Annotated in this window: 25 protein-coding genes; 21 read left to right on the forward strand and 4 right to left on the reverse strand. The window is 37.6% G+C overall.

The features are described from left to right. Positions 1–359: 359 nt before the first annotated feature. The 7 genes from HP552_RS07330 to HP552_RS07355 all read left to right on the forward strand — a co-directional run bounded on the left by HP552_RS07330 (position 360) and on the right by HP552_RS07355 (position 5,649). The gene (locus tag HP552_RS07330; protein ID WP_175394911.1) at positions 360–1,043 is read left to right on the forward strand and encodes a hypothetical protein; all 684 of its coding nucleotides are present in this window, start codon (positions 360–362) and stop codon (positions 1,041–1,043) included. A 30-nt stretch (positions 1,044–1,073) separates the two neighbouring features. Continuing rightward, positions 1,074–2,210, forward strand: coding sequence for a helix-turn-helix domain-containing protein (locus tag HP552_RS07335; protein WP_175394912.1), 1,137 nt, complete (start codon positions 1,074–1,076; stop codon positions 2,208–2,210). 235 nt (positions 2,211–2,445) lie between these two features. After that, the gene (locus HP552_RS36005; protein WP_512698964.1) at positions 2,446–2,751 is read left to right on the forward strand and encodes a hypothetical protein; all 306 of its coding nucleotides are present in this window, start codon (positions 2,446–2,448) and stop codon (positions 2,749–2,751) included. A 671-nt stretch (positions 2,752–3,422) separates the two neighbouring features. Further along, on the forward strand, positions 3,423–3,755 hold the full coding sequence (locus HP552_RS07340; RefSeq protein ID WP_175394913.1) for a hypothetical protein: 333 nt from the start codon (positions 3,423–3,425) through the stop codon (positions 3,753–3,755). 63 nt (positions 3,756–3,818) lie between these two features. Continuing rightward, on the forward strand, positions 3,819–4,163 hold the full coding sequence (locus HP552_RS07345; protein WP_175394914.1) for a hypothetical protein: 345 nt from the start codon (positions 3,819–3,821) through the stop codon (positions 4,161–4,163). 699 nt (positions 4,164–4,862) lie between these two features. Continuing rightward, on the forward strand, positions 4,863–5,288 hold the full coding sequence (locus HP552_RS07350; protein ID WP_175394915.1) for a hypothetical protein: 426 nt from the start codon (positions 4,863–4,865) through the stop codon (positions 5,286–5,288). After that, positions 5,260–5,649 (forward strand): hypothetical protein, encoded by a 390-nt coding sequence (locus tag HP552_RS07355; RefSeq protein ID WP_175394916.1) that lies wholly within the window; start codon positions 5,260–5,262, stop codon positions 5,647–5,649. Before HP552_RS07350 ends, HP552_RS07355 begins: the two co-directional genes overlap by 29 nt. Before the next feature lie 279 nt (positions 5,650–5,928). Here HP552_RS07355 and HP552_RS07360 read toward each other — a convergent pair whose 3' ends face one another. Then, positions 5,929–6,228 carry a toxin-antitoxin system TumE family protein gene (locus tag HP552_RS07360; RefSeq protein WP_175394946.1) on the reverse strand — a complete coding sequence of 100 codons (300 nt, stop codon included), beginning with the start codon at positions 6,226–6,228 and terminating at the stop codon, positions 5,929–5,931. Between the two features lie 258 nt (positions 6,229–6,486). On the opposite strand from HP552_RS07360, the gene HP552_RS07365 reads away from it, so the two are divergent. From HP552_RS07365 to HP552_RS07415, 12 genes are all read left to right on the forward strand, one after another. Then, positions 6,487–7,194 (forward strand): Fic family protein, encoded by a 708-nt coding sequence (locus HP552_RS07365; RefSeq protein ID WP_175394917.1) that lies wholly within the window; start codon positions 6,487–6,489, stop codon positions 7,192–7,194. Positions 7,195–7,490: 296 nt separating this feature from the next. Then, positions 7,491–7,847 carry a hypothetical protein gene (locus HP552_RS07370; RefSeq protein ID WP_095288508.1) on the forward strand — a complete coding sequence of 119 codons (357 nt, stop codon included), beginning with the start codon at positions 7,491–7,493 and terminating at the stop codon, positions 7,845–7,847. Positions 7,848–7,889: 42 nt separating this feature from the next. Continuing rightward, on the forward strand, positions 7,890–8,087 hold the full coding sequence (locus HP552_RS07375) for a hypothetical protein (RefSeq protein WP_175394918.1): 198 nt from the start codon (positions 7,890–7,892) through the stop codon (positions 8,085–8,087). Between the two features lie 285 nt (positions 8,088–8,372). Continuing rightward, complete coding sequence (locus HP552_RS07380; protein WP_175394919.1) at positions 8,373–9,299, forward strand: hypothetical protein; 927 nt, start codon at positions 8,373–8,375, stop codon at positions 9,297–9,299. Between the two features lie 110 nt (positions 9,300–9,409). Then, positions 9,410–10,054: a hypothetical protein gene (locus HP552_RS07385; protein WP_175394920.1), complete on the forward strand. Its 645-nt coding sequence runs from the start codon at positions 9,410–9,412 to the stop codon at positions 10,052–10,054. Positions 10,055–10,865: 811 nt separating this feature from the next. Further along, positions 10,866–11,105, forward strand: a complete 240-nt coding sequence (locus HP552_RS34865; protein WP_246310790.1) for a MarR family transcriptional regulator — start codon at positions 10,866–10,868, stop codon at positions 11,103–11,105. A 6-nt stretch (positions 11,106–11,111) separates the two neighbouring features. After that, a complete protein-coding gene (locus HP552_RS34870; protein ID WP_246310791.1) occupies positions 11,112–11,492 on the forward strand; it encodes a hypothetical protein in 381 nt (126 codons plus the stop codon). A gap of 435 nt (positions 11,493–11,927) precedes the next feature. Beyond that, entirely contained in the window at positions 11,928–12,554 is a 627-nt protein-coding gene (locus tag HP552_RS07395) for a DUF1643 domain-containing protein (protein WP_175394921.1), read from the forward strand. A gap of 164 nt (positions 12,555–12,718) precedes the next feature. After that, positions 12,719–12,895, forward strand: coding sequence for a hypothetical protein (locus HP552_RS07400; RefSeq protein ID WP_175394922.1), 177 nt, complete (start codon positions 12,719–12,721; stop codon positions 12,893–12,895). Next, on the forward strand, positions 12,888–13,328 hold the full coding sequence (locus HP552_RS07405; RefSeq protein WP_175394923.1) for a hypothetical protein: 441 nt from the start codon (positions 12,888–12,890) through the stop codon (positions 13,326–13,328). Before HP552_RS07400 ends, HP552_RS07405 begins: the two co-directional genes overlap by 8 nt. Then, entirely contained in the window at positions 13,319–13,459 is a 141-nt protein-coding gene (locus HP552_RS07410) for a hypothetical protein (RefSeq protein WP_175394924.1), read from the forward strand. The genes HP552_RS07405 and HP552_RS07410 overlap by 10 nt, the downstream gene beginning before the upstream one ends. A gap of 196 nt (positions 13,460–13,655) precedes the next feature. Next, positions 13,656–13,928: a CPCC family cysteine-rich protein gene (locus HP552_RS07415; protein WP_095288542.1), complete on the forward strand. Its 273-nt coding sequence runs from the start codon at positions 13,656–13,658 to the stop codon at positions 13,926–13,928. A 197-nt stretch (positions 13,929–14,125) separates the two neighbouring features. On the opposite strand, the gene HP552_RS07420 is transcribed toward HP552_RS07415, so the two are convergent. Together HP552_RS07420 and HP552_RS07425 are read right to left on the reverse strand one after the other, a co-directional pair. Beyond that, positions 14,126–14,473, reverse strand: a complete 348-nt coding sequence (locus HP552_RS07420; RefSeq protein WP_175394925.1) for a hypothetical protein — start codon at positions 14,471–14,473, stop codon at positions 14,126–14,128. A gap of 41 nt (positions 14,474–14,514) precedes the next feature. Next, on the reverse strand, positions 14,515–14,793 hold the full coding sequence (locus HP552_RS07425) for a hypothetical protein (protein ID WP_095288515.1): 279 nt from the start codon (positions 14,791–14,793) through the stop codon (positions 14,515–14,517). Positions 14,794–15,639: 846 nt separating this feature from the next. Between HP552_RS07425 and HP552_RS35335 the strand changes: the two genes are divergently transcribed. Together HP552_RS35335 and HP552_RS07430 are read left to right on the forward strand one after the other, a co-directional pair. Further along, positions 15,640–15,771, forward strand: coding sequence for a hypothetical protein (locus tag HP552_RS35335; protein ID WP_281366016.1), 132 nt, complete (start codon positions 15,640–15,642; stop codon positions 15,769–15,771). Positions 15,772–16,010: 239 nt separating this feature from the next. Next, a complete protein-coding gene (locus HP552_RS07430) occupies positions 16,011–16,328 on the forward strand; it encodes a hypothetical protein (RefSeq protein ID WP_095288516.1) in 318 nt (105 codons plus the stop codon). Between the two features lie 121 nt (positions 16,329–16,449). Here the strand turns inward: HP552_RS07430 and HP552_RS07435 are convergent, their stop codons facing one another. After that, on the reverse strand, positions 16,450–17,766 hold the full coding sequence (locus HP552_RS07435; protein WP_175394926.1) for a competence protein CoiA family protein: 1,317 nt from the start codon (positions 17,764–17,766) through the stop codon (positions 16,450–16,452). Positions 17,767–17,834: the final 68 nt, after the last annotated feature.

The raw sequence follows: 17,834 nt of genomic DNA on the forward strand, positions 1-17,834 counted from the left end.
ATTATAATAAAGTTGTGATACAAAAAGTTGAGTCAAAAGTGGAGGAAAACACGGTTTTTTAGCATGACTTTATTTATGAGGCCAGCGGTGGAATGCGGGTTTGAGGGCTGTTTTTTAGCAGGAGTTTATTCATACTGAACATAGTAGGGACGAAAAAAGGAGAAAAGTTTATTTTCTCTTTTTTCTTTTGGGAAAAGGGTATAGGGAAAACCGACTTTGAACCCAATTAACCTGGCAGACAAATCTCTATTGAATGCAGTGTTACTTTACTTTTTTTTTTATAAACATGAGTTACTTGACATTTATTATAAAAAGGTAAATAATATATATATCAAATGGTATAGAGGTGGGGGTTGATTATGAAGAGTTATTTAGCGAAGTGTATGCTTACAGATGAGCAGAGATCTCTTATTGTAAGAGGGGTACAGGAAGGGAAAAATGAACATCAAAACATAAAAAGTCTACTAAGGAAATTCACTACGAATACATATGATCCCCGCTTGCAATATGATTGCGTTAATACTCATGTAGAAGAAATAATCCTTAGCAATCCTCATACACAGATGAGAGTTTTAAAGAAAAAGGCTGGATTTCATCCATATATCGTGATTCAGGATACAATAAGGAACATTTTTATACTTGTAGCAAAACTACCGAAGAACAAATATATCTACAATCCGAGCGGTTATCGAGGTGATTTTGCTTCTTCGAATTTTGATCGCCTTTTGGAGATGGGAGCATCCAAAGAAGAACTGCTCGGTGATCTCACATATCAGACATCAATGGCGTTGGGTATTGAGAATCAGCCTTTTGGGATTATCGTTAGCTACGACAGAGATAGTGACATTATTTTTGAGGGAGCTTTAAAACCTGATCAAGAGGGCTGGATCTACAAAGAAGATATTACGGATTCAATTATTGCTCATACGGTAGATGTCGTACCTGTAAACGTCTATAATTCGTCAAACATAGAGCCGAAACTTAAAGTACCTAACACAGACAGTGAAATTGTTATTAAACTAAAAAGCAACGCTACATCGTAGAAGGATAACTTTTGATTAGGGGAAATAAAAATGAAAGTAAGGGAAGAACAACAATTTAATCCCAAAAGATTAAGGGAGGCTCGATTAGTAAGAGGGTTATCGATAAGTAATCTTGCTGATGAAATAGGAGTATCGAAACAAGCGATATCACAATTTGAATTAGGTGATCACACGCCGAAGCCAGAAACAGTAATGGCTTTAATCAATACATTGAGATTTCCGAAAAGTTTTTTCTACCGTGAATTCAAGGAGCAATACGTTGGTAATACATTTTTTCGTGCGAATGCAACGGCAACTAAAAAGAGCAAGGAAATACAATTAAATAAATCGCTGTTAGGTGGATATATTTTTGAGTATGTTTCAGAGTATATTGAGTTCCCTGATTTGAACCTGCCAGATACATCGCAGAATATAAATTTAGAATGGGATAACGATTCTATTGAAAGTTTAGCTAAACAAGTACGAGAATATTGGGGAATTGATGATAAGCCAATCACTAATATCGTTCATTTGTTAGAGAGAAATGGAATAATGGTCTTTTCTGTTGATACGGATAGTGAAAAGGTAGATGCATTTTGTCAACACCGCAAAGGCAGACCGTTTATTTTTCTTGGCAACGATAAGCAGTCAGCGTTCCGAAGGCAATTTGATGGTGCTCATGAATTAGGGCATGTTTTAATGCACAAATATATTCATAATCAAGATGTGCTAAGTCGAGAAGAGTTTAAGAATATGGAGAGTCAAGCGAATAGGTTTGCTTCAGCATTGTTAATGCCAGCAGAGGCTTTTGCTAAAACAATAAACTCAGTATCTTTGCTTCATTTCGTAGACTTAAAAAAATATTGGAATGTTTCTATTGCCGCTATGTTATACAGATGTTTAGATTTAAAGCTAATTGATGAGAGTAAATATACCTCACTTGTTAAACAAATGTCCATGAAAAAGATGAGGACAAAAGAGCCACTCGATGATGTCTTTCCTCTACAGAAACCTGTAGTCTTTAGGAAGAGCATTTTATTGCTATTGGAGAACAAAATTAAAAATGAATTGCAGTTAATACAGGAGATATCCGTACCACAAGAATATATTGAAATGCTCTGCAACCTTGATCAAGGCACTTTAAATCATAAAGAACCTGAACCCACCATTAGGTTGATTAAGGGATAAATAATACTGAAGGGAAGCTCCAGTTTACAACTGAACGGAGCTTTTTACATAATATGAAAGCGGGGGAATACATTACAGAACGTTACTTAGCAAAATTCGAGGACATATGGGATAAAAGTTTACTTGTTTTTGATACGAGTAGTATGCTTCGAATATATGAATGGCAACTTAATAAGGCTATTGAATTCAAAGACGTAGACGTTTTGAAGTTTAAAGTTGATAAGATAATATCTGGATCCCCCATCAGTTTAATTTAGAATTTCGAAAGTATGTTGGCTGGGTAGAGGCTGAAAATAAGTATGTAAAAATAATTGAAAGGATAGAAAATCAACCAATAAAATGGGCAAAAGTTCGAAAAATACTTGAGAGATGGGAAAGTAATGGGTTCGAAGAAGCGTTTAAGCTGAAAGTATTGGAAATGGACCAAGCCGACGAATTTCAGGTATCCACTCCTGATTTTCGCTCGGCTTTTCTTTACTCTTTTCCCCCGCCCCCAGTCTTCTTCAATCCCTTTCTCCTGCCTTTTCCCAAGCGATTTTAGAAAGCAGGGCAAAGGGGATAGGAAGCCCCAAAACCCTCCATGCCTTCCTTCCCTTCCTACAAACCCTTACCCCAAAAGAGATTCTGCCACTTTCATGCAGTGCCTTTAGCTCGATCTTTTCCCCAATTTCTTTCCCGACCTGATGTGATGATTGCAATCCTCCAGCGGCTGTTCCCAGGTATTTTCTCCGTCTTTTTCTCTGCTTTTTCCCTTTAACCCTTTGCCCTTAATCCCTGATTCTCTCCTGCTTTCAGCGGCAAACTTATTTTTCCTTTTCTCGGCTGTTTTTCCTCGATTTTTTTGTATTTTGGGCAGTGATTTTGCGGGCTTCAGTGGCAAACTTAAATTGCTTCGGGGATTAGGTGGAAGGGAGGCTGAATCGCTGGGAAGCCTTGTGGGGCGTGGGGGACTTGGAGGGGGAGTGGTAAACTTATTTGCAAGTCCACATAGTAGGGATTTCTAATTGTAATTCTCGTAATCTGGGAGTGATTTCGAGGTTGGGATTCGGGTGTAGGGGAAGAATTGTCTTCGTCAAATTATAGATGTAATCAATCTATAATTATCAAATGATTAGAAATCGGTTACAGCCAATAAATTTGCTAAAACCATACTGCAAGTTTATGTGATATGATTCCTATGTGATTAACTCCAATATAGGGGGCTTTGATCGAATGGTTATTAGTACAGTAGAATTGAAGTTTGCAGAAGAGTTTAAAAGGTTCTTAACAGGAACTTATGATAATCCCAGGGTAATTAGTGATTGTTTATCCAGATGCAGAAGAGTGCAAAAGTATGAGGGGGATCTTTGGGGACATTTTCAAACGGATAAAGGTCGTCTCCTTATAGGTCGATTAACTTATACACTTGATGATGTTAAGAATTGTGTGAATCCAATACACTCTATTCCAATTCAGGGATCGAACGGCTTTAAGTCCACTTATGATGGAACACAATCTTTAAGTCATGCTATTAGTAAGTACTTTGAATTTTTGAGTAGGTTTTAGTAAAGTATTTTATTTCAAGAAACTACAGAACGAGTTAATATTCAATATAAGGTGGTTTTGATAATGAACACCACGAATCAAATCATTAACACGTATAGTTCAAGAACAATACTTTTGAAAAAAAATGGCTATAATTATGATCCACTTGTTAATGGGTGGAAATTCATGAGTGGCAACCGCAAGATCATACCTGATAAACTGGTAAGTAATCTTGAAATTTCATTTGTAGATTTTGAATTAGCAGTTAAAAATTTTGTTCCTCTTAAACAGAGAAGTAAATTCAAACAATATAGAACAGAAAATACGAAAAAGAAAAAAGAATCAATTGTGACAATTGATAAACTCGACCACAATGATGCACTGGATTATAGAGTATCTGGTGGTTTTGGAACAGGAAAGAGAAGGTAAGTGATAACAAGATGAGTTAATTTCAGGTGTTTTATATTCCAGATTTTGCTCGGCTTTTTTGCGCTGGATCAGGGGGGTATGCCCTCATGAGGGATGCTATTCAGCAACGGCATGCGTTTTAATCAAATAAGTATATTTTCATTATAGTATCATAAATGTTTTGCCAACTGCATCTTACGATATACTTGTACGTTTGACATGGTTGTAGAACTGCATTTAAGTCTGCAACTCCGCACATAAGGTTTGCCATTCATCACTTAAAGTTAACCACTAAGCCGACGAACTTCAAGTATCACTACCCTGATTTTCTCCCTGCTTTCAGCTCAAAATTATTTTCTTTATCTAAACTGATTTTCCCCGATTTTTGTGATTTCCTCGGTCATTTTGCGGAGTTCAGAGGCAACCTTAAATTGTTTTAGGGATTAGAGTAAGGGAGGTGGAATGGCTGGGAAGCCTTGTGGAATGTGGGAGATTTGGAGGGGGAGCGGGAAACATATTAACTTATGATCACAGTAGGGATTACAAAATAGATTTTGAGATTTTGATAGATTTGTTTGAGCTGGGGAAAAAGTGATAGGCAGACATAGATTCAATTTAGCTTGTATTTAAAAATTGACGCTTACATTCTGTTTATAACGATGAAACGGTATGGGTAATATTTCGTATGGAATGGACATATTGAGGAGAGGGGGATGTATTTTGAGTATTAGTAAATATCAAATAGAGTCTGATCAGGAATTTCATTTAAGGGTGGCATATTATGAATGTTGGAATAGACTGATTTTAGCAATTGAACAATTAGATCGACAGGATCTTGAACATTTGTCCAATCCGTTTTTAGTTACAGCATTGCCTGCTTATAGAAAGGCAAATAAAAAAGTGCTGTTTGTAGGTCAAGAAACGAACGGTTGGGACTCATTTAAAACAACTTTAGATACATTTAGGAGCCACGATGAGGAGGTGCGGCGGAAGAACAGTATTGATTTCTTACAATGGATGTATGAGGATTTACGATATCATCGTAGGTTCGATCATACGGCGTTCTGGAAAGGTATGCGGAGGCTTTATCAGGCTTTTTCACCTGGAGAGGGTGACGATGGTTTTTTTACATACGGAATTAGTTAGGTTTGATTATGCGAATAAGAGACCAGCCCATGAAATTGAAGACTTACTCCAGCGTGAATATAACATCTTGCCGATGGAGATATCGGCTCTTTCGCCTGATATAGTTTTATTCTTGACGGGTCCTGATTACGATGAACGATTGAGAGAAACTTACCAAAGTGTTGGAGGATTGGGCAAGCCATTAAGCTTTGAATCTGTTAAGCATTTCAGTGCAAATGCATTGTCACGAGTAGTTCATCCCAAATTGCCATATCATACATACCGAACTTATCATCCGAATTACTCGTTATACTATAACGAGAAAAGCGTATTTAAGCCAATTGAAGATGCTTTACAAAAATTGATTTGCATTGGCAATTAATATATCTCCTCCTAAAAGCCGAGTCACCTCAGATAATGATCTGAAGTAACTTGGGTTATTTAATTTTCTCAAGGGAAACCTTTTTTCCTGTACCAAAGCTCAAACTTACTTGAACATTAAAGCGGTAGCAAGCCCTCTACAATCTGCGTACAATCACAGTATCTATTACTAAGAAGGAGATGATTGAAGTGTACGGACATCAATTTCACCAGTTCCCGAATTCAATAAGGGTCGAACTTTATTCAATTCCTACAAATTCCTTGTTAATACTAACTACACTCATATCAAGAGATGAAATGTGACAATCCCCCTTACAATGGAGTGTAAATCCCTATGATTAAAGTTTGGCGTTTTATCCTCATTGTCATGATGAAACAGTAACTTCCCATCTTTCGAAATCCAATCATAGCTGTAGCCCACGTTGAGCTTCTCGGTGACACAAAGCTTGGTATCGTCGATAAAAGTAATAGTTGCCCGCTGAATCCCCTCTGAACTCCGCTCTCTACTTCCGTCTATGTCCTCCACTAATTTAATGGCAGGGGCAAACTTCTTTGTTAAGACTTCAAGGTCGGTCAACATCTCCAAACTAACTTCACTCCTCTGTGTGATCGTTAGATCATGTATATTACCATTTTGAAGAAAAGGCAAGATGGAGCTAAGATTATTTTCAATATGGTTACAAATGTAACGACATCGAGATTTTATTTGACGTAATCAAGTTGCTTGAGTATTGTCATACAAAGCGAGTCTGTAAAGATCGTATCTTAATGTGAAATGAGGAAAAGAATGTAATGGCTCTGGCAATCCTCAAGTCTTTTAGGAGCGGGGGCATAAACGATGCATCTTCCAAAAGAATATTTGGATGATCTTTTAGTACGTATGACTCATCATTCATGTACATTAGAAAGTAACAATATCACGCTAAGTGAAGCTATTTCCATCCTACTTTATCGAGTGATTCCTGGCAATATTTCAGTTCGTGAATTTTACGAAATAGAAAATCATCGGTTAGCTTTTAAGTTCATTTTTGATAATATCGATCAAGAACTTACGATATCATTAATCCAAGACATTCATTCGATTCTAATGGATAGACTTCACCATGAACAAGGACAATTCAAATCAGAACATAATGCATTTGTAGGAGAGAAACTCTCTACTGCCTCTCCAAAAGAAATACCGTCCCTTATGTATCAATGGGTTCAAGAGCTAAACAACCAGATTAAACAAGTGAAATCACCTGATGATATTATTTTCTCAATCTGTTCCAGTCATATTGAATTTGAACGAATTCATCCATATGGGAATGGACGAACGGGTAGATTAATAATGATGCATCAGTTTTTGCAAAATCAAATTTTGCCCCTTGTTATTATAAAAGAGCACAAGCAAGAGTATTTTCATTTTCTCGATAATCAAGATGCAGAAGGATTTGCTGTGTACGCTAAAGCAACTATAGATAAAGAGCAACAGCGATATAATGCATTCCTAAATTCTCTTTCCAAAGAGAGAGGTGGAGAGACTAATGGAAAAAAAGGAAGATAATTTTGACGATGATTTCGATGATAGTATATATGCGGTCCCAAGACCGAAGTGCCTGCCGCAATACAGCATACGCAGAATTGCACAGTAGATGGAGAAATATAAGATAGGAGGTCCGTTAAGTGAAGATGAGTTGAAACAATTCATGATTGAGCCGAGCGGATTTATTTGCAGACAAGTCAAGACGACGACAATTATAGCTTCTCACTTATCCATATCTGGCTTAAAGGTAGATATGTCGTCCTTGAAGAAACATGAAAGTAGGAAGAAACGGGATACTGAATATAAGGAGAGGAGCGATGTCTATGGTTAATTATTATGATCATCAGCAAACCGTTAAAGAGTGCCTATTAGCATTTATGCGGCAAAAGGGTTACTCAAGGTTAACGTTTTCAGAATTAACGAATATACCCAGGAGAGCTATTAATCAACTAATGCTTCAGGGCGGGGAAAATATAGATAAATCGGAATACAATGCTTATATTGTGCAGATCAATCAAACATTTAATTTTGCTGAGGACTACTTACTAACAACGAGAGAAGGTGTAAAGTCGTCGACAATTTCTTCGCTAAAAAGCGAAAGAAGCCCAGAAGCAGAAGAGGCGCATTTTGGACTGGAATGCATCTTGGACATCTATTCGATGTATATCAAATGAGTATTACGTAAATCTTTGATTGTTAGGGATGTGCCCGATTAAATGCTGAGAGAAGCACTATCAAAATGTATCTGCGGTGAGCAATCATTTCTGTACTTCGTTAATGAGCGTGGTAGGGTTGGCAAAATAATAATTACCGTGATTGAAGTTCCCCTTTATATTTGCTCTAAATGTGGTGAGCAATTTTCAAACGGTCCCGACAATATTCGCTTTGCAAAACAAGTAAAAGAGGCGGTGTAAATGGGAATAAAAAAGATACAGTTTTAAAGATGTGAGAAAAGCAGAAGCCAAGGGGTTTACGATGGGAGGTTGGGATGCCCGAATTTCACATGGCTGAGGACTCGCTGAGGCGGGTCCTTTGTCTTTTTGATATCACGTTGGAAGTGGGTTTTGTTCACCAATTCGTTAAAAAAACATAAAAAAAGCGTGTGAAAAGAAACCACTGATACATGCCTGTACAAACCATAAATGTGGATATATAATTCGTTCATAACGTCAGGTATTACATAGAATGGAGAGCTTTGTATGATAGAATTAAGTTACTACAGGAAGAATGAAACGGGTCTATTGGCACAATATATGGATTCCATTATTGATGCATCTGGTTTGGTGAAAGATATCGATTTCGAGATTGTATCAATGATAGTGATGGACAACGAATTTGATACATTTTCATTGGGTGGCTTTCTTGGGAGCACAAGCAATAAAATATTCAAAAGTAGCACTGGTTTTTTGGAGCAAGCCAAGAATGTTATTAAAGAACAGGGTAAAGAAAAGGATTTAATGTGGGTCGCTCCAACTCAAAATGTAGTCAGAGACAATGTTAAGTTTTATAAGATTAAGGGTGGTATCGAATATGATTTAGCGGCGGAAGTCGGCTTAGGAGTTGTTTCGTATAAGGACGAGTTTATGATTTACTCACCGCAAGGAAACGACGACCCAATGGATGTAGTACATGAAATGATTAAGTTGAAGGTATATCTTCAATTGATGCATCCAGAAAACGTGGATATGAAACTTAAAGAATCGTTTGATAAAAATGCTCATTTAATACAATCCTTAATGCTTATTAACCATTGCAAACACATGGATCGATTGGGGGATATTTTATCTTATGATGGGGGCATTGCAAAGGAAACAGAAGAAAAGTTGGAAAAACCCAAATTAAACCGTACAGAGCGTATCACGAGTGGGGATATCCTATACATTCTCACCTTTTTAAACGGAAGAAAGGTTGAACGCTACGAGGCATTAAAATTCTTAAAAAATGTTGATGATTGTATCCTTGACGATGTTCAGAATGGTTCCCTAAAAGCGATTTATACAGCATCTAAACAGAGTTTTTTTAAATATGTCAATTCAAAATACACTAAGCTATTAGAAAATAGAGATATAAGAACTTTTCAGGAATTAGATGATTATGCAAATCAATACGTAATTAATCATTTCTGAATGTCGGACGAAAAATATAGAAAGTGAGAAATGTAGTTGCTGGACTGTTACAAGTCTGCACTCCATTACGTCAAGTTTGCTTCAGCGGATAATATGCATGAATCCTTATCATGAGGGGTGACAGCAGGATATTAAAAGAAGTTGGGACCATGATTAAAGATGCAAATAAAGATAATATATCTGGAGACTTCACTTTACATGGAGGGGATTTTCTTATGGAGATAACTGATGGAATAGGTTATTCCCAATCAGAGATTAATTTAAGATTTGACCACGGCTTTATTGTTAATAAGATAATGAAAATTGAGGCTAATTTCCAAAGTGATGAATTAGCAATACTATTATTTAGAAAGAAGAATGAATTATTATTTAGGGATAAGTTATCCTACCTAATTCAAAAAGATATCCAGCACGATAACTATATAGTGACCCCAAAATTGAAGGCAAAGAAGTGGGGGCAATGTGATGGAAATCCATCATTTGATGTGGCAATATTAAAAGAGAAATCGGTTGAGCAAGGGTATCACAACCATCAATACACTCCTCACACATTAATAGAAATCAAAAATGCATATTCTCCGTTTATTTTAGGATACGAAGCAAGTGATAGTATATGGGAGTACAATAATGATGGGGGAATAGCTTCTTACATTAAGAAAATGCGTGATGCCAGAAGGGGGCACGCAGGCATCGTTGACTTTCATGCAATTCTTGCAGTCAACTGTCCTCGAAGGCATCGTTCAGAAAAGTATTGATTTATTGCTTCTGATAACCCCAATTATACGTCATTAAACAAGCTAATGATTGGTTATAAAAATGACTTTAGTAGAATAATTGAAGATTTAACAATTAAACCTCGTGCTGAGGCGGAAAAGTTCAATCCTACTGACATTTCGTTTGTAACACTCTATGGTGGTCAAGCCTATGAAAAATGAAATGGACATTGTATACATAATACTTTCCTTTTAGACTGCATTTGTAGATAAAAGAGATACTTGTACCTTAACCAGATCTAAAGTATATTATATCTAACATCATATAATGTTCGGGTTTGTCGGAAGCACCGCAAATCTCCTTTCATAAGGGGACGTTGCGGTCTTTTTGCGTTTCCGAGACAAATTGGAGGATAGAGATTATGAAATGCTGTACTTTTTGCTCGAAAGAGGCTGAGAAGTTGTTCAATCACATGACGCATGATATAGGGTCGCTCTGTCTTAATTGTTACTTGAAATTCCAGGGGTCGTGTGCGGTGTGTAGTGAAAGTTTCATGCCTGATGTAGTTGCATGAAGGGATTAAATACAGAGTGGAGTCAAAGTTCATCGGCTTGGGAGAGAATAATATTATTGTATGTGATGGTTGTTATGTAGAAATTCGTCGTAGGTTTCCATAAATGATGGTATGAGATGGCAGGAATAACAGCGGATCGGGAAATTGAGGGATATGATAGGTAAGCGGTGATTAATACCAATCACAAACTAAGTCACAACACCCAATTATTTACGGAGATTATGGAGGTAGCCTATAATAGAACGATAGGAAATAACTGGAGTAGGGAGAGTGGGGACATGACTTTAAAGGATAAGATCATCGGTTATCTGAAAGACAAGGATGGCTTGACCGATCGTGAAATTGCGAATGGGATATTGGGTGTAAATGAGCCTCAGCAGGCAGTAAACCAGGCATGCAGGGCTTTGGAAGGCAAAGGGTTGATCAAAAGGGGAAATCGTAGAGATGGATTAATCGGAAACTACTTAGTGACTGAGGGCATACCTTCTGTGTCAATTCCAGTCGTTAAGGCAAAGTAGATAACGATGGAATCCGCGGTGTTTAAGGAAGATAATCTCAAGCAGATATTGAAAGATTATTTACATGAGGATGGTTGGGAAACGCAGATAGCATGGGGGAGAACGCCTGGAATTGATATCAATGCCGTTAGAGGAACAGAACGATGGATCATTGAAGTCAAAGGGTTAGGATCCCTAAGTGCGATGAATGTGAATTGTTTTTTGGGTGTGCTGGCGGAAACGATTCAACGAATGGATGATCCGAATGTAAAATATAGCATTGCATTACCCGATGTGAGGCAGTTCCGTAATCTTTGGGGTAGGCTTCCACTCTTAGCGAAGAAACGAACTGGTATTACGGCAATATTCATTGATGAGCAGGGTAGTATTGATGAAAGTGAAACTTAATGGCTCTTCTTCAGTTCTGCATAAATAAATATCTATAAAAGATTGTTCAAAATATCAAGTTGATTTGTAATTCACCATGTCAGACAACCCCAGAAGTATGACATGGATTCCCTTCTGTGCTTGGTGTATTGCAGATTACGTATGGTTTCTTCTCAGTCGCCTTACGTTCGGAATTTCAATTAACGCCTTCGCTCTGCAATATTCTAATGATTGATTGGCAGTCATCATGCGGAAGCCTCATACATAAGATAGATTGCATCCAACGTACTAAATACAACAAAGCATCGATATACGAGGATCATCTTCACTGAAGTGCATATTCGTCATATTAAATGATGTTAACCATCCAAGTCAGGTGCTGCACAACACTTTAATGCGGAAAACTACTGGAATATTATTTTTCTAAATAAAAGCTTTTATAAGGGAGTGATACGAATGAAGATGGATGCGGTATTTGATCCAACAAAGAAGTACAGATATTTGCTATCTCGTGAGTGGAATGCTTCTTTGCCGAGGTTGTTATACGTCATGTTAAATCCCAGCACGGCAAGTCATGAAGAGGAGGACCAAACCTCTAAACAGTGTCTTTATTTTGCCAAAAAGTTTGGCTTTGGATCGTTAGAAATCGTTAATCTATATGCTATCATTTCAACAGATCCAAATCAGCTCAAGTTCGTGCACGATCCAATTGGTGATGAGAACGATAAATTCATTCTTGAAGCCGCAAGTAGAGCAACGACAATTATTGTTTCTTGGGGAGAAAAGCATTTTATCAATCAACGGCATAATAAAGTTGCGAGACTTCTCACCTCCAAGGGACACCAACTACACTGCTTGGGTATAGCTAAATCAGGTCATCCAAGACATCCCTCCCGCATGAGTCATAGTATCGAATCCCTGACTTTATATTCAACAGACGATTATTTGAGAAAATTGCATGCACCTCAGAAAGTCATTTCGTTAGTGCCCACTATTATGAACAGAAAATTGAAGAGTCCAGATAGATATGATCCAGTTACAAGATCCGATTATGATTTTCACAAGGATGTAATGGAGGATTGAAATAATCATTTGTGTCGAATATGGTTTACATTGTAACAACATCCAAATTTTTATTGACTGGCTAAATGCGATATATTATTCTCATATGGAAAGTGATAGGTGCTTGGTCATGGATGACTGGGCACTTTTTTTATAAAACTTCATTTTAAACGAGGACAAAGACGATGGCTAAGGTAAATCGGAAACCTAAGAAGGATTTGAAATACGATATGCAGACAAGAAAGATAGGACAAAGAGAATTAGAAATGACGCAAGAAGCATTATGTCTGTTGAGAAATCATAAATATCTGGTTCTTGATTGTTATTTGAGAAGGAAACGAGGAGAGAAGGAACTTGACTGACGAAATCCAGCATTTAATAGACATTCATGATCGAGCTTCAGCTAACGAATACCTTAGAAGGAGAGATGAACGGAGGCGTCGGCTTATTGCTTCTCGTATGTTGCAGTTGGGTGAGCGTGATCATAAGTATATCAAACAAATTACTCTTTGCCGTATAGAAGAAATTGAAGGTTTAAAGGCATACCTGACGATGGAGCAAGTAATGCATGAGCTTGGGTTATCAGAGATGAGTTTGAAAAAATACATCCGACAATGTGGACTAACTGTTTATAATCGAATGATTCCTCGATATGCGATTGAACTTGCGAAGGATTCCGTTTATGGAATTCTGATGCAGAAAGAGTATCAGGATAAAAAGTTGAAAACACAAACCCAAGAAGAATACCTTCTTGAGATCGAAGAACGAATTGCTGAGTATGGGAAGTGTTTTTAGGAGGATTTGGGGAGTTATATGGGCATTTAACTGATGAAGAGTTAGATTTAATGGACGAAGGTATGGAAATTAAAGCATGGAAAGACTTAATTGAGGAGTTGCGGGAAAATCAATCAAGAATAGGGGAGTGAGATACGATGCGGGCTAAGATCGCACCTATGGGAAAAAAGAGAATCACTCATCTATCGAATAAGTCAACGACAAAGATATCTTCCGAATTGACGTCGATGAATTGAACCGTTCAAAGGCGTATTACCTTCAGAAAGTATGGAGGTTTCCATTAAAGGCGGGTCATTCCTTCAACTTTTATAATTTGAGGTGAGTAAGATATCTAAATATACTTGTCGTTGCTGTGGATACATTACTTTGGAAAGTGAGATTCATGATATTTGCTCCATTTGCTGGTGGCAGGATGACCCTGCTTGCTGGAATGACCTTGACGCAAACGGAGGAGCTAACGGAAGCACATCGCTAAGACAAGCTCAAAAAAACTATATTGAGTTTGGAGCTTGTGATGAATGCATGCTTGACCTTGTACGTGCTCCAAGTATTGATGATGTTCGGGACCTTAAATGGAAACCATTTGAGGTCAACAGGTAATGATATGCACGCTACTACAAATTTCCCTAACCCCATCGTATTCATTTCTTCCCGCCCTCTCGCTATAACATAGGAATTCAAAAAAAAGCAGGAGGGAGCTACTATGGATTTCTGTTTCCAAGCACCAGGAGAGAGTCGAGCGATATTTCGAAATGGATGAGACTCATTCGAATGATTTAGAGCGGCAATCGTTATGCTTATCCTCTCCTCGGCATTTCCCTGATCAGTACGTAGTCATCGGAGTCCCAATCCCATATAAAGACTCCTTCCCTACAAACTAAGTGATCTTCCCATGGATAAAGCTCATCATCACAGGACGGTTTCCCATCACTGTCGAAGCCTGTCTCTAATGCCTTCTTCTGCTCCTTAATTTCCTCCCGCAGAGCTTCGATACTTGCTAATTCAAGATGATTGATAATTGTAAGCACTCCTACAAGTCCTTCCCTGTTATCGCCGTACATATATATCATACGATCATTCTCCACTTTTGCTTGATTTTGCAAGCAATGATTTCTCCAGGCATTAAGTTCAATTTTGATATTCATTTTGAATCTCCTTTGATTTTTTTTTTTTTTTTGGATGGTTCTCATCTTATTTCAGAAGAGGTAGTATCCTCTACGATCTCATATTCTCCTTTCAATGTGTGTACAAGTCCCAACTTAATAGAGTAAACTGTCGTGTTGTAGTGGTACATTTCTCTGAAGGCATATAGTTTGCCGTCTTTTTCGTAAAGGTCTGTGGAAATGGTCCTGAATTTTCGGTTGTATTTAACCTTACCGATCTCCTTATATCCCTTGTCTGCTAATGCTTGAGAAGCAAAATAATAATGCTTACTGTCGTCAGTTTTTATAGTAATTATCTTCATGGTGTTCCCCCCTCTAAGTGTAGTAATGGGTCGTAATTGCCCTGTATAGTATCTTATGCACTTACTTAACTATGATAATTAATCATCAAACGATAAGTAGAGAGCGTTGGTCGAATGAGGTTTGACCACTTCTCTGACTTGATTGATTGAATTATTTCCACCATGGGTATTTTACCTTTCTGTAATAGTAGTACCATATTAAACGATGAAATGAGGTTCAGGTTGCACCCCCTTGAAATTTTTTTGAAAATTGATTGAGTGGGAAAAAATACTAATAGCGTCTTTTTACTTATAGTAGATTAAGCGTAAACGTATAGAAACTCATTTTAGGTCATGTTTTGTTCAAATTCTGTGTTGTTCAATGCCAGTATAATGAAGAGAGGAGGGCAATCGAGATCTAAATGTCAGTTGGCAAAGGTTTTGTGAGAAATCCGTCAAGAATTTCGAAGTTGATAAGAAAATGTTTGAAGATAAGGTGAGTACGAAGAAAGGGGCTTCGTAATTAGGTATGGCTGTGCCAGTCTAACTCAATCAAACATATACTTGAAAGCCATAGTGCTGTATGTATTTTGTTGCAAAATAGAGGCTGATTTGAATGCAGTGATGGATTCAAAAAGCAATAAGGTTATAACAGTAACAATATTACATTTTTATTGACTGTCCCCCATTTCCAGATTAGTATTAGCAATGGAATAGTATAGGGGAGGTGATCGGGATTGACTCCGATGCGTAGTAGTGTATTTAAAAATAACTCAATAAGAATCGAATGAACCACTTAGTCGAATGGCGGCTAAGTGGTTTTGTTTTTAATGGAGTTTTGTAAGCAACATTATGGAGGTGAAATCGTTGAAATTCGTGTTGGGGAGATTGAAGGAGCGGCAATTTATACAGAATATTGTGATTATGGTGGTGGCGGATCTAACCATGCTTTCGGCAGGAGTTATAATTGGGTACTACTTTAAAACGATGATGATTTAAGGACGGGGGAGAGGTAGAACGCATGGTTATAAAGTGGGTAGACAGTTGCTAATTGTATATATAGTTGTGATGACAGATGAACAAAAGAAGGCTGTCAGAGATGCTGTTATGGATTTGGACGATGATGAGTTTCTGATTCTGCCTCAATATAATCAGGCAATCTATGGAGATAAGAAAACTGGCAGGGTCGTTATCAGAAAGGTTATGAATTATTTTTGAAGGGTAGGAGGGAAGAATGCATGGGTAAACGATTAATTAAGGATGAAATCAGTTGGGAGTTGGGACAGGCATACGGCATGACGAAGGCTATCCAAAGATTTATGGATCATTACTTTGACCAGCTAAAGGCAGAGTATTTCAAGATGTTGCGGGAGATAAATGATCTGGATTTGGTTGATCAAATCAACGATGTCATATATACAACAAAACCGACACGAGATGATTGCATGTTAATGCTAAATTTGATTCATCAACAGCATATGGAGCAGATTAAGAGGAATCGAGTAGATAGCCAGATACCATCTAAAGATGCCAAAGCGAATGATGAGAGGGGATAACGGTATGAGAGGAGATTAAGCTTTTAATATGCTATTGCCTCCGCAGGTAGTTTATCTTTAGAAGCAAGTAATTGATAATGAAGATGAAAACCGCCCGTTACTGAATGGCGGTTTTATTGTTTCATCTACTGAGATAATCATTTAGTGCTTCTTCAAATTGATCAAAGGTTTCAAGATATTCAGCTACGAGCCATAATTGATCAAACTCTTTGACCCCACGTTTTAACACATAGTAATGCCAAAGATGCATTTGTTGTTTCTGGGTCATTCCAAGCTTTGCAATGAGTCGTTCTTTAAAATCGGTATAATTCATTTTCTTAGCGGGTTGAGTGATAGCTGGGCTATAAGATGAAGCTACTTGCTGTCTTGCTAATTCAGCAGGCTCATTAATAAATCTGTTACTTTCTTCTGTTGCTAAATTAGAACTGGGATGGTTGACATGAATCGTTTCCTGGGATTTGAGTCTGGCTTCATTCCTTTCGCTCCATTTTGCTTTCATTAGATCGTATTTCTGACGAAAGGTATCCTGATCATTCTTCTCCAGTGTGGCATCACTCAATGCCAACTTTTCATTAAATGAGAGTGCGGTTGAAATACTCATTCGATATCCTTTTGATAATGCAAATGCACGATGGGGAAATTGCAATTCATCAATGATGAAACGGTGTACGGAAAAATCAATGCCCTCCTGAGTGGAATGGATGTAGTACAGGCTTCGGGTATCCATCTTAATTTCACTGTTTTTTCTCCAGTAGCCAAATATATCGAAGAGCTCGGGGAGATTGTTGTTTAATCCATTAATGAATGCATCCCATTGCGTATCTTCTGCCGTTTTAATGGACAGATCAATTTCAGACTCCCAGAGATGAATAACTTGATTGCCCCAGTCCAGTGATAGTTCTTGATCCTCAATAAACCAGATCGTCTGCAAACCCTTATCCCTGTAATACTGATTTCTCTTTTTGATTTGTTTGGTTAGTTTGCTGTCCCTGGAGCGGTCAACATTTGTTAAAATAGAGATGGCAAGCTCGTCCTCACGATTTCGCAAAATGATGTCAGGGTAATGGTTCCATTTTTCAGTTGCTTTTGCAATGTAACCAAAATCAACATGAAGATCAGTCCGTATTTTTTCCTGATTTTTAAGGACTTCATGGACGATTTCTCTCATTACGGAATGTTGCTTTGATTCCCTCGCTGTCTGTTTTTTATATGTGTTATAACTTTCGTTCAATTCACAGGCATCTCCTGAAGAATGTGCAAAGAAGACGCCTCGAATATCTCCAGCTTTAACAATAAGCGAAGCACCGCAGTGAGGGCACGTATAAGCTCCCTTGTCAGCTCTCTTCTTTAGCATGAAAATTTCTTGCTTACGATCTAAAGTATTATTTAATTGTTCTTCTAAGTTAAAGATTTTGCCTTCATAGAGAGCGTGGTACATACAGACACCTCACTTGGTTGATTTTCTATATTTTATCAGATTAGTAATCTATTTTGTGAATTAATATA

It is taken from the genome of Paenibacillus xylanilyticus (assembly GCF_013359935.1).
GTDB lineage: Bacteria > Bacillota > Bacilli > Paenibacillales > Paenibacillaceae > Paenibacillus > Paenibacillus xylanilyticus.

Excerpts from the sequence above, each read along its gene's own strand:
- HP552_RS07330 (WP_175394911.1), top strand. The coding sequence starts at position 360 with ATGAAGAGTTATTTAGCGAAGTGTATGCTTACAGATGAGCAGAGATCT.
- HP552_RS07335 (WP_175394912.1), top strand. The coding sequence starts at position 1,074 with ATGAAAGTAAGGGAAGAACAACAATTTAATCCCAAAAGATTAAGGGAG.
- HP552_RS07340 (WP_175394913.1), top strand. The coding sequence starts at position 3,423 with ATGGTTATTAGTACAGTAGAATTGAAGTTTGCAGAAGAGTTTAAAAGG.
- HP552_RS07345 (WP_175394914.1), top strand. The coding sequence starts at position 3,819 with ATGAACACCACGAATCAAATCATTAACACGTATAGTTCAAGAACAATA.
- HP552_RS07355 (WP_175394916.1), top strand. The coding sequence starts at position 5,260 with ATGGTTTTTTTACATACGGAATTAGTTAGGTTTGATTATGCGAATAAG.
- HP552_RS07360 (WP_175394946.1), bottom strand. The coding sequence starts at position 6,228 with ATGTTGACCGACCTTGAAGTCTTAACAAAGAAGTTTGCCCCTGCCATT.
- HP552_RS07365 (WP_175394917.1), top strand. The coding sequence starts at position 6,487 with ATGCATCTTCCAAAAGAATATTTGGATGATCTTTTAGTACGTATGACT.
- HP552_RS07370 (WP_095288508.1), top strand. The coding sequence starts at position 7,491 with ATGTCTATGGTTAATTATTATGATCATCAGCAAACCGTTAAAGAGTGC.
- HP552_RS07375 (WP_175394918.1), top strand. The coding sequence starts at position 7,890 with ATGCTGAGAGAAGCACTATCAAAATGTATCTGCGGTGAGCAATCATTT.
- HP552_RS07380 (WP_175394919.1), top strand. The coding sequence starts at position 8,373 with ATGATAGAATTAAGTTACTACAGGAAGAATGAAACGGGTCTATTGGCA.
- HP552_RS07385 (WP_175394920.1), top strand. The coding sequence starts at position 9,410 with ATGAGGGGTGACAGCAGGATATTAAAAGAAGTTGGGACCATGATTAAA.
- HP552_RS34865 (WP_246310790.1), top strand. The coding sequence starts at position 10,866 with ATGACTTTAAAGGATAAGATCATCGGTTATCTGAAAGACAAGGATGGC.
- HP552_RS34870 (WP_246310791.1), top strand. The coding sequence starts at position 11,112 with ATGGAATCCGCGGTGTTTAAGGAAGATAATCTCAAGCAGATATTGAAA.
- HP552_RS07395 (WP_175394921.1), top strand. The coding sequence starts at position 11,928 with ATGAAGATGGATGCGGTATTTGATCCAACAAAGAAGTACAGATATTTG.
- HP552_RS07400 (WP_175394922.1), top strand. The coding sequence starts at position 12,719 with ATGGCTAAGGTAAATCGGAAACCTAAGAAGGATTTGAAATACGATATG.
- HP552_RS07420 (WP_175394925.1), bottom strand. The coding sequence starts at position 14,473 with ATGAATATCAAAATTGAACTTAATGCCTGGAGAAATCATTGCTTGCAA.
- HP552_RS07425 (WP_095288515.1), bottom strand. The coding sequence starts at position 14,793 with ATGAAGATAATTACTATAAAAACTGACGACAGTAAGCATTATTATTTT.
- HP552_RS07430 (WP_095288516.1), top strand. The coding sequence starts at position 16,011 with ATGGGTAAACGATTAATTAAGGATGAAATCAGTTGGGAGTTGGGACAG.
- HP552_RS07435 (WP_175394926.1), bottom strand. The coding sequence starts at position 17,766 with ATGTACCACGCTCTCTATGAAGGCAAAATCTTTAACTTAGAAGAACAA.